This window comes from Umezawaea sp. Da 62-37, assembly GCF_032460545.1.
Lineage (GTDB): Bacteria > Actinomycetota > Actinomycetes > Mycobacteriales > Pseudonocardiaceae > Umezawaea.
In genome coordinates this window covers 9,528,594-9,543,510 of the sequence record NZ_CP135965.1, presented here as the reverse complement: position 1 = coordinate 9,543,510, position 14,917 = coordinate 9,528,594, and the positions used below count along the sequence as shown (strand labels likewise).

Sequence of the window (14,917 nt, the reverse complement as noted above, 5' to 3'; positions counted from 1 at the left end):
CCCCGCCCGTCCTCGCCGATGAGTTGCACCTCCAGGTGGATGTGGTCGCTACCCGGCATCGACGGCCTTAGCGGTGCGGCTTGAACCGCTGGCTGCGCCGCGGCACAGCATCGGTTCCCAGTCGTCGAACGGGAGGTCTTCGCCGGGACCAGCCGCTACCCGTCCTCGTTAACGAACCGCGTTCTGCGATGGTGACGAAGCCTCGGGTCGTCGTACGGATCCTGCGTCGGGGAATCGGAAACCTCATAGTTCGTCTTTTCCTTTCTCGATGACTTTTGCAGCGCGATCCGACGGAACCGGATCGCGCCATGTGTTCCATCCTGTCGTTCCCTCGCCGCACTGGATTGTCACGAGGAGAAGAACGCAGATCCGAGGCAATCTCGGACTTTGGGACACCTCGGAAGACGTTTCACCCAACAAATGCAGCATCGACTTTATCTGGCCTCGGTGATGCCAGCACTCTAGCCAATCGGAAAAAGCTTTTTCCCCATGATCCGTCAAGAACAGGAGGACTCCGTCTCTACCTGCTTTCTGTTCTCGGCCGATCAGGCCGAATCGGTTGAGGACCTGCACCTGCTTCAGTAGGCTTTTGTCCGTGGAAACTCGGTACTTTATTGCCGTCTTCAACTCCTGCGCGCTTTTGGGGCCACCGTGAAGAAGGGCGAGTACAGTGGTCGAAACCGAATCCGCCATCACACTGTTCAGGGCCTCGCCGGCTTGCCCTGAAACGCTTTTCCGGTTTCGGGTGAACCAGTGGGCGGCGCATCTCTCGAAAATTCCGATCAAAGTGTCGACCCGTGCTCGCGTCGGCGACATCGTTCGTGGATTTCGCCGCAACTCGCCTGGCTTGTTCCAGTGGACGAAACGCATCGCGTCCACGCGCGAGTACGGTCCTTCGGTCATGAGCGGGTCCAGGCGGACGAATCCGGAGTCCTTTATCGCGTCAACCGGAATTCGACGCTGAAGAAGTACTTCCACACCGGGCGAGGATGCGTCGTCGATCGATGCCCGAAAGTATTTCCCGGTCCGATGGTAACGGTCAGCACGAAGACAGGTGTCCACGAACTCGTCGACGATGTTGCTGGATTCGATGACCGCTTTGGTCAGGAACAGCAATCCCTGCGGCAAGGATGTCTGGAAGACCACCTCCACCACCGACCGGGCGACGTCGCGCCGCACGTACCTGAACACCTCGGTCTTCGACAGGAACTGCAGAATTCCCAAGGAGACCTCGGCGCCCAGGATCCAGGTGTCCGATCGCGGTTCCAATTCCCTGGCCAACGCGCGTCGAAAATTCTCGACCGACAGCGTGTGTTCCGCTATGTCGGTCGACACCCCTTCTTCGTGGGGAAGTGAGTCCACGGTGTCCCCGGTGTTCGCCATGCTGTCGCGGGGAGCCGGAACGGCCAACCCGGCCGCCGCGTTGCGCACCATCGCCAGCAGGGTCTCGTCGATGTCGCCGAAACAACCTCGGTCGGGGTTGGCGATCCGCTCGACCACGGTGTCGACGTCATCCGGGGACGACAGTGCCCGCACGGCCCGCGCGTTGGCCGACCCGAGGCTGGACTGCTCCAGCAGTTCCCCGAACTCCTCGGCGAACGTCTTCGCGCCGTCGCTGGCGTTGGTCGGAGCGGCGTAGTAGGTGTCGTTGATCTTCACGGTGTCCCTACCCCCGGTCCTCGGTCTGGTTGGTCATGGTCGACGGGCGCAGCTTGCTGCGGACTTGGGCTGTGCGGCGTTCCAGGGTCTTACGCGTGAGCCCCACTTCTTCCGCGGCCTCGGCTTGCGTCTTCCCGTCCGCCTGTAAGGCGAAAGCCTGACGCATCTCCGAGTTCTTGATCTTCACCCCGATGCGCCGGATCTCGTCTCGTTGCACCGCCACATCCGCGGGATCTCTCCCCTCCACCCCGGAGGCCGGGAGGTTGTTCAGCGCCTGCTCGTAGACCCCGTCCTCACCTTCGCGGTGCGGTGCCGAATGGATGAAGGCCCGTTCAACCTGATCTTCTTTCCAGCGGCGATTACAGACCGCGATGAAGCCGCACACACAGCTGCCGACGAAGTAGGTCGTCAGGGTCGCGCCCAGGCGGTGGTCCCACTTTCCGCCCTTGAGCCCGTAGTCCAGGAACAGCCGGCATCCCTCGATGACGGAGTCCAGGATCGCCTCCTGCCGCTCGGGGGGAGTCCACAGCGTCGCGGCCGTGCGCGCATCGTTCGAGATCCGGCCTCGAAACCGCAGGCTCTCCCTGAAGATCGTTCCCCTGGTGACCATCGAGCCCATGACCGGCAGGGCGTAAGCGATCAACTGCTTCCGGAAACCGGGGTACACGCCGTCGAAAGCCTGCCCCTCGAACCCCGTGGACCGCAGCACCTGCACCAGTCGACGGTCGCGGGCGAGTCGCGTGATCCGGTCGGTCTCGGCGGCCTCCACCGCCGTGGCACCCAGGACGTCGCGCTCGGCTTCGGCCACGACATCGCTGGTGATCGCCTCGACCACAGCGTCGGCGAGTTCGGAGTCCGACAGCATCGTCACCCCTGGTCCGACCTGGCCACCGGCTTTCGAAGCCCCGGCCGGTTCCACCTCTGTCATCTGCTCTCCCCCGGCCGAGGGCCGTGAACTTCTTCCGATGGTCACGTCGCAGTTGTAGGCGGCATGTCCCCCGGCATCCCCCAAGATTTTTCTCACAGGGGGACGAGGAGCGCCGAAGCCCTAGGACTTCAGCGACCATCCCAACCCCCCCAGGGAGCGCTGTCATGCCTCAGCACCAGAAGCCCGACCCTCCTCACTTCAACGACCACACCGCCCTGGTGCTGCTGTTCTCGCTGCTGTGCGCCATCGGCGCCGGGTTCCTGATCCACGCCGAGACCCACTCCTTGGCGATGGCGGTACTCACCGGCGGAGCGGCCTTCGTCGCGGCGTGGAGCTTCTGGGACCGCGTCATCGGGTGAGCCAAGTGGAGCTTTCGACCGGCCCTCGAGCGCCGCTGGCGCGGCAGGGCGGCAGATCCCGACTCCGTGACGCCATGGACCAAGACGACCGGGCCACGGCATCGTCATCCACGGTCACCGGGTCGGGTCGGGTTGGCGTCACGACGCGGGTCGACACCCGGCACCGGACGTCCGATGAGCCGGGCCGCCGACGCAGCGAGCCGCCGTCCGACGTCGACCACCTGCGCCGCCGGGTTCTTCGACGTGGTTGTCGAGGCGGTCGGGGTGGTTGTGGTGCGGCGCTGGTAGGGGCGCAGGTGGTCGGCGGCCGCGCGCAGGTGCGCGCCGGGTTCGCCGCGCACGGGCGCGGGTCGCCCGGTCCCGGTGACATGGTCGGCCAACGCGATGACCAGCACCGCGAGTACGGCCAAGACCAGCAGGGCGAGCACGGGTTCGGTGTCGCCGGTGCGCGCCAGGTGCAGCGCGAGCGTGGCCAGGACCGGCAATAGCGGCCGGGGTCGCTGCGAGCGGCGCGCCGGCGAGGGACGCCACAGTCGGGTCGCGGCCGCGAGATCGTCGGCCGCGCGGCACACCGCGTCGGCCACGTGCCGCTGATGTCCATCGGCCCGATCGGCGGGCCAGCGCAGCGCGAGCACCGCGGTGAACTGCGCGGCCTGCTCCACGGCCGCGTGCCGGTGAACCGGGTCGTCGAGGTCGAGGCGGCCCAGTAGCCCGGCCGCAGTGATTACATGCCGTCGGGTCATCGTCCACCGCGCGTCGCCGCCCCGCGTCGGCCTGGTCGAACCCGGCGCCCACGCCGCGGATCGCCGACGTCGACAGCCCTCTCCGTCCAGTCGAGCCCCGCGTCGCTGGCAAGGACCTCCTGGACCTCGCGCCACCAGTCGACCAGCTCGGACAGCGTAAGGTCACGGGCCAACTGCCCGGCGCCCACTGCAGAGCCGGGCTGGTGTCGAGCACCTGCTCCTCGGCTAGGACAACCCGGTAGCCGGTCACCCTCTGCCCATCGGGGTCGCCGTCGGTCAGCGACGCTACCCGCACCCATCGCGGGCGAGGACGTCGACGAACTCCCCCCGACCTGGTCGACCCGGCGGCCGCAGCCCTCACCCGCCGTTCTAGGCTGCGCCGTTAGGTTTGACACCGGTGCGCTGCGCGCGTTCGTGTTCGGTGCAAGTGAGCTCGCGGGTGCCCGTGCCCGCCTGCCCGGTGCGCACCAGGTCCAGCCGCCGCTCGACCTCCAACGCCCAGGCGCGGGCCTTGCGCTTGCTGTGGTCCAGGCGGGCGACCCGACCGTCCTCGCCGACCAAACACACCACCAGGTGGATGTGGTCGTTTCCCGTAGCGGAGGTGCCGTGGTGCACGGCTACCCACCGGCACCGGTCCAGGCCGAGCCGGACGACGAACTCCTCGCCGAACCCGCGCCACACCGTGTCGCCGAGCAGCTCATCCTCGGCGTGCACGGAGATGGGTACGTGCAGCACATGACCGGCCTGGATTTGCTTATCGCGCAGCCGACGCGGGCGCGTCCAGGCGGCGTATCAGCTCGCGGCACTCCACCGCGCCGGGCCGCACGGTGTCGTCGAACACCGGCACCGTGCTGTTCTACACGGCCACCATGTGCAGATCGATGTGCTCGCGCGCTCGGCACGAACAGGTAGGTGAAGGTGCCCGCCAGCCCGTGGTAGCGCGGCAGCAGCTTGGGCAGCATCCCGGCCTGACTGACGCGGCGGCGCGCGGTGCACCAAGCGGCGCGGGTCCAGCAGATCCAGCCACGCGTCGAACCTGGCCATCGCCCGCTCATCGCGGCGCACGGCGACCGCAAGCCCATCGACGGCCGGGGCGTAGCCGCTGTTGGCGGCCCACGCAAGCTGATTGAGGTTGGTGGCCCTGCCGCGCACCATCTGCCGCACGTGCGCCAACTCGGCCGCCAGATCCAGCGCGTCGTAGGCCGACAACCACGCCGGATCCCCTCCGGCCGCGTCGTCGTCGACGCCGGTGTCGAGCCGAAGCGCGCGGCGAGATGGATCACTTACCGGAAGGCACGCGGATGGAGTACCCCTCGACGACCAAGCCGATCTAGTTCCGACATGATCGCCTGGAAAGTCGCCTGTTCGACCTCAACTAAGTCGTCGACTAGGTCAAACCAGTCGTGCGTCGCGAGATCGTGCGCCAGCTGCACCCACTTTGACGGATGTTTGTCACGATGCCAAAAGGATTCTGGCCCGTACAAACCCAAATCCGGTATTTCATCGGCCGCCGAGAACCGCGATCGACCGTCGACCAGGTCCGAGATTTCGGTTAATGTGCGCAACCTTGAAGGTAAATGCAGGTGCCTGAGCGGCTCATCGGTCTCCAACGGTTGTCGTTTGGCATGCTCGACAACGGCTTGTATCCGTTGCCACAGAACTGTTGCGCGAGCGCGGTCGCCCAGATCAGCTGCAGCTCGAAGCGCGGGCAAAAGGATTACTCCTTGCGTGGAGGTGCCAGCTACCTCATCCGCGATTGCCATGACGTCGTCCAGCAGCTTCGGAGTTCTGCTCGTGGCCGCGATGAAGGTGAGAGCGGCAGCGCGATGTGCGGGCGCCGTGGTCGACATCGCGAGTTCCACAGCCCGTTGTTGTTCTCCCTGCGCGAGCAGTGCGCGGGTCAATTCCAGAAGCGGCCGCCGTTGCAACCGTGCATCGTCGATCGTGGGAAACGTTCGTTGGGCACGATCAAGAGCCCCCCTGATAACAGCCCTCTCAGTGATCGTCGCCAACCCCGTCGACCGCACTACGTCGGTCGGGAACGAACGAACCAACTGCTCGGCGCGGTCGAACTCTCCGAAATCGGCCAGTACCCCCACCCATCGGAGCAGGCGTCTTTCATCGACCTGTGCCGCGGCGAGTCGGGACGCCTTCTCGGTCGACGCGACAATGCGTGACGCCCGCCCGACCTCGTTCCGGCGAATCAGGGCGACCGCGACCGACAACGCACCTGCCGTATGTTCTGAGGGCAACATCTCCGAGTGGACCATTGACTCGGCACGTTCGATAGCTCCTGAGTCCGCTAGGGCAACAGCGGTAGCCATTATCGCGAATCTCGGCCACTGGTCCAGAGAATGTCCGTGGAGCATGTCGTCGATCTCAACGAGCAACCGGGTGGCGCGGGACTGGTCGTCTTTCCTGCCCGCGGCGACCGCAACAGCGGCAAGTCGAGAGGAGCGGTAGCTGACGTCGCTCGCGGACCTCGCCAATTGCTCGGCCTCGTCAAGGTTCTGTTGTGCGATGATCCTGGTGATGACAACCAGGCAGTCCTCGCGGCTGTCGACATCGCTGATCTTGGCTGCGACAGAACATGCCACCTCTGCAAGCCCGACGGCAGCAAGTGTGTCAGCGGCCGTGGACTTGTCCTTTTCCGGCACGGTCCTGACGGACGTCGGGTCACTTGGCAGGCCAGGGAAGTCGAATTCAACCAACGGAGCGTCACCGAGTATGCGCTCGACGAGCGCTGCCGCTCTTGAGGAGCGCCCCAGCGCTGTTGCCGCTGCCGTGATCTCGGCGAGGACGGTGAGATCGACGTGAGGGTCTTCTTCGTTGAATGCCTCCTCAGCTTCGAGATACCAGCGGTCGGCTTCTTCGTGCCCCTCTTTGTCGAGTGCGATTCGTGCGAGTGACGCACACGTCTTGGCACGATCGGCTTGGAGCTTAATCGCGTTCACGGCACGTCTGGCTCTTTCGTGGTCTCCGATCCGCATGGCGACTTCGGCCAGTGTGCTGTGCGGCCACGTGCCCCAGTACTGGTTGTAGGAGGAAGCCAAGGCCTCGGCTTCGTCCAGCAGGACGCCGGCGCGCCGCTGCTCACCTGCTTCGTGGAGGGCCTCCCCTGTGGACCTCAACTCCCTGCTGCGTACGACGAGGTCACCGATCCCGGACAGGAGGGCCTCGGCCTTGTCGAATTGACCAACCTGCACCCACGCCTCCGGAAGGTGGGGCGGGATCCACTGGTTGCGCACGTACAGACTTGCGCGGTGCACGGCGAGTCTGGCCAACGCCACCAGATCGGGCTCTGCCTGGCTCAGCAGAAGTCCTTGGGCCGCTTTGATCTCGTCCAAGGCGACGTGGTCGTGTCCGGTCAAGGCCGACATGAGCTCGTGCCTGAGAGGGTCGGTGACGTACTCGAGAAGGCGGGGAACGTCGCCGATCGATGTCAAAGTCGCACCGTAGCCGTTCAGCAGGTAACGCGGAGTGTTCGTCGGCCACTCTCGTTCGCGGTAACTGTCGGCCCAGATGTGAAGACGTTGGCAGTAGGTCTTCAGGCGGGGGCCGAGCATGTCGCCTGCGAGGTTGAGGAGGTCGTCGTGCGCCAGGACGTATACCGGAGGGGTACCGGGTCGCCGGATGAAGCTGCGCCCTGCTGCGGTCTGGAGGTCGTCTTTCACCTGCCAGGATGAGGTTCCTGCCAGTTCGGCGAGGTCCTCCGCGGACAATCCACCGCCGGTTACCGTGATGAAGCCGAGCAGGTCTTGCTGGACCGGCGTGCCTCTGAGGAGCCGTTTCAGGTCCCTGATCATCGTGTCGCGCACGGCTCCAGCCTTCGTTGACGGGGACAGGTACTCGACTACCGCTGATCTGTACAACGGATGGGCTGCCAGCACCTCTTCCGGGAGATCCACTCCCGTGCGACTGGCAACAATCACACGAATACCGGCAGCGGGGAGCAGGCCTGCGATGCTGTACGCATCGGGAGAGCCATCGGTTCCCCGGTCCTCGTCCAAGCCGTCCACCACCAGCGTGAAGTACTCGCCGCGTTGGCGGGACTTCTCGGCGGCGGTGGCGAGAAGCGACCGGTAGTGTTTCTCCCGACTGGCAGCGGTGAGGTCGGTGTACGAAGGCCCCTCCGCGAGGTCGAGGAGTTGATCAAACACGTTCTCCACGTAACTACGACGGTTGTTCTGGTCAGGTAGCCCGGACGTCACGAAGAACGACACCAGTCGCACCAGAGGCGGTGGATTCAGGACGAACCAGGAGAGCAACGCCGATTTGCCCGACCACGCGTCGGCCCGTAGCCAGAGGTACCCGCCCTCCGTCGACTCGGAGGTGCAGAAGGCGGTCAAGGCCGCGAGTTCCAGTTCCCGCCCTTCGAGGTTGCCGGGAGCCAGAGCCCGTACTTGTTCGAGGTAGGCAGACCTGACACGTCGTTTGGCCGTCATGTGGATGTCGCCGTGCACGACACCGACCTGTGTGACGTTGCCTTCGACGCTTCCCAGAACCCAGTTGGTCGACCTCACCTGACCGATGATCTCGTTGCTCACCTCCTCGCGACAGCGGCGAGTGGGTGAGGTCAGATCTCGCCCATGCCCACAAGGCAATGAGTTCAACCCGAACCAGCCAGGAGCGCAGGCGTTTCCAGCAAGTTCGGTATCCTCGGCCTGTACACGATTTCGTCAAACGCCTGAGACGCCCAGACCAAGCCCCTTGGTCTGACCTGCCCATCATCCGGCGTTCAGCCGGCGACGTGCTGCCCTCGTTGCCTCCATACCGAGTGGGACTGGTCATCTCCGCCCTCGTGTGCCGACTCCCCCGGCTGCTGTGCAAGCACCGGTCAGTGACACGGCCATGGCGTTGATCATGCCGATGGCATCGGAGAACACTGGATGGGACTACCGCCAGATCCAGGGCGGGCTGCTCAAGCAGCTCGACATCCACCGACGACAACAACAGAGTAACGCCCTGAACGGGGTACTGACATGCTACTTGACCTGCGCGGATGACATCTTCGGCGAGCACAGGGTCACCCTTCCGGGACACAACACTAGGCAGCATTGGGTACCGCTACAGAGGAGTTCAGCGCGCGTCGCTTCCGACACGACGCGCGCTGAACTCTGAATCCAGTCAGTTGTGCGCAAGCTCGAACGCCTTGGCGACCCCCGCCGGGATGCGACCGCGGTCGGCCAACTCATGCCCGTTGCTCTTGGCCCACTCGCGGATCGCCCTGGACTGTTCCTTGGTGTGGCCAGCTGCTGGGGGCTTGGTGCCGATGCTCGTCACAACACTGCCCCGCCTCGCACGTCCACCAGTACGCCGGGCACTCGCCACGACGTCGGCCAAGGCGTCCCGAAGCTTCGCGCCGTTCTTCTGGCCGAGGTCGATCTCGTAGGTGACGCCGTCGAGACCAAATTGCACCGTCTCGATGTCCTCTCCCTCGGTGCCGTCCAGATCGTCGACGAGCTGAACAAAAACCTTTTGCGCCATAGAAAAATGCCTCGCATGGAGTCGGGAGTGCGGCTGGCCGACAGTAGCAACATGCCCAGGCGTTCGAGTGCCGCCACGCAGGCGTTGTCGATCGACTAGCCAACAGAGAAGTTGCTGGTAGGTGCGCTCCTTCTGTATAAGGAGAGGTCGACCCCTGTACCCGTGAGGCTGCTCCTGATCTCTTGGCCCTCAGCTCCAAAATGAAGGAGGGCAGTCACAGCATCGTGGACAGGAACGCCCCTTTCGACTCGGCAAGTGTCACCTTCACTTTTGATTCGCTTCGAAAGCTGGTTCGCGAGGTACTGCGCCAAGCTGTTGCCATTCCCGACACCCCCAATGTGCCACCCCAGGGCTTCCTTCACCTCGGGGTGCGCACGATCGAGTTTGATCGCCAACTGGTAGGCAGTCATGAAGGGGCGGCCAAAATGTGACCTGCCTCGTTGATGATGGTGACGTCCTCCAGGGCTGCAAGCACCTTGGCCTCGACGTCAAGCTCGTTCCGGACGCTCATGAAGCACCTCGTCCGCGGTTGGCAACCCTCAGTTGAGTGTCGACTGGCACAACGAGGCCGTTACCTAAACCTCGGACAGCTCATGCCCTTGGACATCGTCATCGACGACGTAAACCAGGAGCGGAAGCTCCTACCCGTCGCTGGGGAGCTCGTCTGACGCGACGATCCGGAATGGCGGTTGATCGTGAACGAGCGCGCCTTCATGACCTTCTGGACAAGGTGGAGGCCACAGCTAACCAGACTGGCCGAACGTTCAAGGACATCACCAAGGTTTCGCTGAACATGGCCGACGTGATTGAGGCTGCGGTTGCGCACGGGTATGGAACCGGAGCGGACATGGCTGACGTGCGTGAGCACCAAGTTGTTGTGTCGCTCGCAAAGCGTGCACGCTCACGGTGTTCCCGCAAGCCGACGGCGACTTGTGAAGGGTGATGTGCGCTCGGGCGCGGCAAACTCAACCGGAATGGCCTATGCGACGAGCTCGATCGAGACCGTTGGGACGGCGCAGGGCACACCCGCCCACCAGGCGCGGCCGTCAGCAGCCGCTTTCCGAGTTCGTCGGCGCGTATCCGGTCAGGCCGACACCTGCCAGGTAGTTGACCGCCACACGTCCCGACGCGTAATCGGCGGCGGGTGCATCAGTCAAGCCGAAAGCGATCGACCCACCGGGACCGGTGACGACGACGCCGTTGGTGCGCTGGCCGAAGTCGAACGCGAATCGCTCGTCGAAGGTGGACCCGCGAAACGCGGCTCGCACCTCGGCCAGGGTCGAACCGACGTGGATGCCGCCGATACGGGTGTGCAGGGCGCGGTCCCCACCTGCCTTGATGGCCAGGACGCGACCGGTAGCCGGTTCGACGCTGAAGCGGATCGCCTGGCCGTCCTTAACGTAGCTAACACAGGCCGAACCACCGTACAGGTTGCCCCGGTCGACGAAGCCCTCAGCGAGCAGGTCCTTGCCGGTCAGAGCGAGGGTATAGGCGCCGATGCCGTCGAAACGGACCTCATGCGGATCCGCCACGGGAACTGACTCGACGGCATCGGCGATCAACTCGAGCACCGGCGGATCGGCTGGCAGGTTGTTGTGCCCGCAGGTCGCGAAGACACCCGCGGCCAACCACAGCGCCAGCACTTCCGGGGTCGGCACGCCAAGCTTGACAGCGGCCAAGGTCAGGTAGTCGAACAACACGGTCGTACCGACGCCCACGCCGATGGTGGCCGGGGTGAGCAAGTCAAAGTCGATCCGGCAGGCATCCGTGCGGTATTGGCGTTCCGACTGGTTCGCAGGCTCCACGCCGCGTTCGCCGGAGGTCTGATACCCATGCGCGGAGATGACGGGTACCGAGCCATCGGTGAACAGCGGAACGGAGTACAGGGTGTGGCCAAACAGCTTGCGATCCACGGTGACGTCGCCAGCGACCTGAGTCAGGGGCACACCCGTGGGCAAGTACGGGGGCAGGTACGGCGGCCGCAGGTCGCACCCAGCGGGCAACGCAGCACCCTTGTCGTGCGGGGCCAGGCAGCGGGCGGCACTCATCGCCGGAAGCGGCGCAACATGTGTCCGGTCATCCAGTAGGAACTTCTGCTCCAACGCCCACGCGAGCGGAGTCCCGCCCAAGGGACTACCCAAGTGCGGGGTGCCGATCATGACAATATGAGCGAGAACACCGGCCTTCACCGGATCGGTCACCAGAATCGGATCGGTCGCATAGCGCACGGCCAGACCACCCATGGAGTGAGCGACGACAACGACCTTACCGTCACCACCCGCACCGGCGGATCCGTACTGCTTCGACACGGTGTTGACATAGGCCGCCAGGCAGGCGGCGATGCCGATGTCGGACACCCAGTGCGCCGAAAGACGTCCATAGTCGAAGGTGAACGTGCTGATCTCGTCGCCGATCCGCGTGCCCTCCAAATTATGCGCCACCGTGGTCATAGGGCCGCCGATCCAGCCGTGCACCAGCACGACCGGGCGCCGGGCAGCCGACCAGCCGCCTTTGGGGACCACCACAGTCTGCGGCGACTCGCACTCCTCTGCTTCGGCAATAACGACTGGCGTCGGACCGACGGCGATCAGCAGCACGACCAATAGGACACGAACCACCCGGCTCACGACGCGGGCTCCGCCAACTCGATCCGCCACTGCCCACCGACCACCAGTAATCCGACGAGCCACCGCATCTGCGCACCGTCACGAGCAACGACCTCCGCCCGACCGTCACCGCGGTCGCGGAAAGTCCCCAGGTCAAACGCCAACGGGCCCATCGCCGCCAACCCGGCTATCGCGGCCGGATCCAACTCCTGCTCTGACGGCAGCGCAACGACCTCGCGCACCCGCCTCTCATCACCGCTGACGACCTCGTCCGCGAGGCGTGCGGCGTCGGCAGGGTCCAATGAAGCTGACACGGGCATCGTGGAGGACGGAGCCGCCGCGACCGAAGAGCCGGAATCGGCGACATCGGAAGACAGCAGGAAGACCGCGCCCACCACGAAGACCAGCGCAACCACCACCCACAGCCTGCCGCTTGTCATGGCAGTGACGTCGCAGGTGCTGCACAACCTGTTAACACGTCAGGCCAGCACTCACCACTCCGTGCCCTGCCGTCACCCGCTCGGCCGAGCGGGTGGCCGGCCGTAGTGTTTCAAGCCCGTCCTGGCGCGGCCGACCGGTCTCATCCCAGGTCTGGGCTGCCCTTAAGTATCTGGACGTGGGAGCCGCCGATCACCGCGTGACCACTCCAGAACACCAACGGCGTTCAACTCGACCAGCAGGCTCTCATGACGATCCTGATACGCGGCCATTCGAGCTACCTCGTGTCGAGTTGGTTGACGCCTCGACCGTCCTCACTACGAATACTGTCATCCCACGACCACCGACGATCTCGCGCTGGGTGCGCTACGGGCAGCGGCCGACCGCAGTGTCGGAATCGCTGGCGCTGCGGGCTTCGACGACATCTCGGAAATGAACCGACGAAGTCCTGGAGTAGGCCATAAAAGCGGCTCGTGTCACCAAGCTAGCCGACAGCACATCCTGACTATCGACTGCCTTACCTCCCGGCAAGAACATGCGGTGTCGCATGATTCAGCGAAACCTGTTCAGTCAAAACGGAGCTCGATTCGCCTCAGCAAGCGTCCGCACCACACGAGCAAGCACGGGATCTATCCCGTGTTTGGCTTGAACCGAAGGTCCTGCTACGGTCTGCCTATGACTTACCGCGTTCACCTGAACACGGGATTCATCCCGCATCTGAGTGTCCGAAAGACCCTCTCAATCCCCTCCTCATCCCTGCCTAATAGGACCGTAGACAGAGATTGTGTGGTTAGATATTCGCCGACTATTTTGACAGCAAACTTGACCATTAAAACAGAATACGAACCCAACTCGCACCTTCACCAACTACAACGTCCCGCGCAACAGCATGCGCTTCGCGCGCACGGTAAGCACCGATCTCCTACTCGGCGATCAAGCTCGCCCGCCAGAGCTGGCCTTTTGCTCCGAGCCACCAGCCATAGCCGTCGGATGCGTATCGACCAGCAAGTACGATCAAAATCGCTAACTTTTGAGGCTCTGCTTACCGAACCTTGACGTCAATTTTAAAGACTGGCATCAGAGGAATAGCAAGCGAAAGCGCTTCGTACGTGAACTCCAAGGCGGCATGACGGAAGCTCGCCACTCAAACAGCACCTCAAGCTCGTCGACGACGCGCTGCGTGGTGTCGACGCCATATGCCTTCATCACGCACCCCATGGTTCGGCGTGTTCGTCCCCGACAGCCGCGAGCCGTAAGGCGCTCGCGGCACCCAGCACCGCACTGACCAGTCCAGCGTGACTGCGGGTCCACGTGTGGCCGACTCGAGCGGATGTCTGAGATAGATCAGCGTTTGCGGACACCGTTGAGATCCGCGGGATCGAAGGTGATCGACGCAGTGCCGGTCACCGCGACGGTGCCGGTTGCCCCGGTGTCGAGCACGACGTCCTCGACATAGGTTTGACCGTCGAGCCGGTAGCAGTACACGGTCACATGAGCGTCGTTGATCTCGATTCGCCAGTACCTGGGGACACCGGCGCCTGCGTAGGCTGCGGGCTTCTCCAGCCGGTCGGTTTTCTTGGTCGAGGGACTGACCACTTCCACAGCCAACGCGATGGTATCCGCGCTCACAGTGGCGGTTTCCACCCGTTCGGTGGACACCACGATGTCGGGTACGTAGCCCAGACCATCGCGAACACGGACGCCTACGGCGGTGGCGGCCTCCATACCGTCGGCGAACACGGCGTCGTCGAGAAGACGGCAGAGCCGGTCAGCTACGCGTTGGTGCTTCCACGCCGGTGCCGCGTTCACGACGAAACGTCCGTCGACCAACTCGACACGATGCCCCTCCTGCGGGTCCAGACTCTCCCAGTCCGCCAGGGTGTAGTTGTCGAGCCTGCGGGCCGTAGTCATGAGCCTTGCACACCCTTCCACCTGGTCGAGGCTGCCACTCACGAACAGTTTGACACATCTGCATCTGCACCTGCGTCTCATCAGCGGCCGCACCTCGATCTTCAACGTGTCGCCAAACAAGGACAGGAAGATCGCTCACAGACCCGATGCCGAGGGGACGTGATGATTTTCCGGCGCGACACCCCCTACGAGGACCCCGCCAGCATCTGCGGCATCCGAGGCAACCCACACCGACTTCCATGACGTGCTCAGGTGCAGCGAGGTTGGGATGCGAGGCGCGGTGGCGGACACGCTCGCGTTCGTGCCCTGCGAACGCTTGCGGTCGCCGGGGTGCCCGCGCCGGAAAGGTCGGCCGGGCGACCACTTCACCATGTGGTTCGTCGGCGTGGACTCCGTACCGCCTGGCAGCTCGCCGCGCACATGCGCCATCCAGTTCCCGCGCTGGCCGTGCGGCACGGATACCCAAGGTCGTCACTGATGTGCGCAGCCATCTCACCGCTCCATCGAGGCGGGTTAGCAGTGAGATCGCGGAGTTCGGCCAGCGAACTTGAACGATCCGCTTTGGCCTCACAGGAGGTATAGGGCAGTAGCAGGCTGGCCACCGGCGGCAGCTCCAGGTACTCATACCTACTGATCGACGCGTAGACGCTCGTAAGTAGCTCCGCCCAGATCGTCGACCAGGCCCTACGGATGCCGCTGAAATTCAGGATCAGCGACTCGCCCAACACCTGTAGCTCATCTGGCACCAACCGCAATAACAACCGGTCCACCACGGCCCAAGTTCAT

The 14,917-nt window shown here is 64.2% G+C and carries 10 protein-coding genes; 1 reads left to right on the top strand and 9 read right to left on the bottom strand.

The genetic code is table 11. The features are described 5' to 3' along the window. Positions 1-243 precede the first annotated feature (243 nt). Entirely contained in the window at positions 244-1,659 is a 1,416-nt protein-coding gene (locus RM788_RS43165) for a hypothetical protein (RefSeq protein ID WP_315926219.1), read from the bottom strand. 7 nt (positions 1,660-1,666) lie between these two features. Then, on the bottom strand, positions 1,667-2,587 hold the full coding sequence (locus RM788_RS43160; RefSeq protein ID WP_315926217.1) for an RNA polymerase sigma factor: 921 nt from the start codon (positions 2,585-2,587) through the stop codon (positions 1,667-1,669). A 164-nt stretch (positions 2,588-2,751) separates the two neighbouring features. On the opposite strand from RM788_RS43160, the gene RM788_RS43155 reads away from it, so the two are divergent. After that, on the top strand, positions 2,752-2,946 hold the full coding sequence (locus RM788_RS43155) for a hypothetical protein (protein ID WP_315926215.1): 195 nt from the start codon (positions 2,752-2,754) through the stop codon (positions 2,944-2,946). Positions 2,947-3,050: 104 nt separating this feature from the next. On the opposite strand, the gene RM788_RS43150 is transcribed toward RM788_RS43155, so the two are convergent. From RM788_RS43150 to RM788_RS43120, 7 genes are all read right to left on the bottom strand, one after another. Continuing rightward, positions 3,051-3,689, bottom strand: coding sequence for a hypothetical protein (locus tag RM788_RS43150; RefSeq protein ID WP_315926213.1), 639 nt, complete (start codon positions 3,687-3,689; stop codon positions 3,051-3,053). Positions 3,690-4,058: 369 nt separating this feature from the next. Then, a complete protein-coding gene (locus tag RM788_RS43145) occupies positions 4,059-4,424 on the bottom strand; it encodes a relaxase/mobilization nuclease domain-containing protein (protein WP_315926211.1) in 366 nt (121 codons plus the stop codon). A 548-nt stretch (positions 4,425-4,972) separates the two neighbouring features. Beyond that, a complete protein-coding gene (locus tag RM788_RS43140) occupies positions 4,973-8,236 on the bottom strand; it encodes a hypothetical protein (RefSeq protein WP_315926209.1) in 3,264 nt (1,087 codons plus the stop codon). 580 nt (positions 8,237-8,816) lie between these two features. Further along, positions 8,817-9,176: a histone-like nucleoid-structuring protein Lsr2 gene (locus RM788_RS43135; protein ID WP_315926207.1), complete on the bottom strand. Its 360-nt coding sequence runs from the start codon at positions 9,174-9,176 to the stop codon at positions 8,817-8,819. Between the two features lie 1,046 nt (positions 9,177-10,222). Next, positions 10,223-11,773 carry an esterase/lipase family protein gene (locus RM788_RS43130; protein ID WP_315926205.1) on the bottom strand — a complete coding sequence of 517 codons (1,551 nt, stop codon included), beginning with the start codon at positions 11,771-11,773 and terminating at the stop codon, positions 10,223-10,225. A gap of 26 nt (positions 11,774-11,799) precedes the next feature. Beyond that, positions 11,800-12,198 (bottom strand): hypothetical protein, encoded by a 399-nt coding sequence (locus tag RM788_RS43125; RefSeq protein ID WP_315926203.1) that lies wholly within the window; start codon positions 12,196-12,198, stop codon positions 11,800-11,802. 1,366 nt (positions 12,199-13,564) lie between these two features. Next, positions 13,565-14,173 carry a Uma2 family endonuclease gene (locus RM788_RS43120; protein WP_315926201.1) on the bottom strand — a complete coding sequence of 203 codons (609 nt, stop codon included), beginning with the start codon at positions 14,171-14,173 and terminating at the stop codon, positions 13,565-13,567. Positions 14,174-14,917: the final 744 nt, after the last annotated feature.

What these genes read in the sequence shown, in the direction of transcription:
- RM788_RS43150 (WP_315926213.1), bottom strand. Translation starts at nt 3,689, where the DNA reads ATGACCCGACGGCATGTAATCACTGCGGCCGGGCTACTGGGCCGCCTC.
- RM788_RS43135 (WP_315926207.1), bottom strand. Translation starts at nt 9,176, where the DNA reads ATGGCGCAAAAGGTTTTTGTTCAGCTCGTCGACGATCTGGACGGCACC.
- RM788_RS43160 (WP_315926217.1), bottom strand. Translation starts at nt 2,587, where the DNA reads ATGACAGAGGTGGAACCGGCCGGGGCTTCGAAAGCCGGTGGCCAGGTC.
- RM788_RS43155 (WP_315926215.1), top strand. Translation starts at nt 2,752, where the DNA reads ATGCCTCAGCACCAGAAGCCCGACCCTCCTCACTTCAACGACCACACC.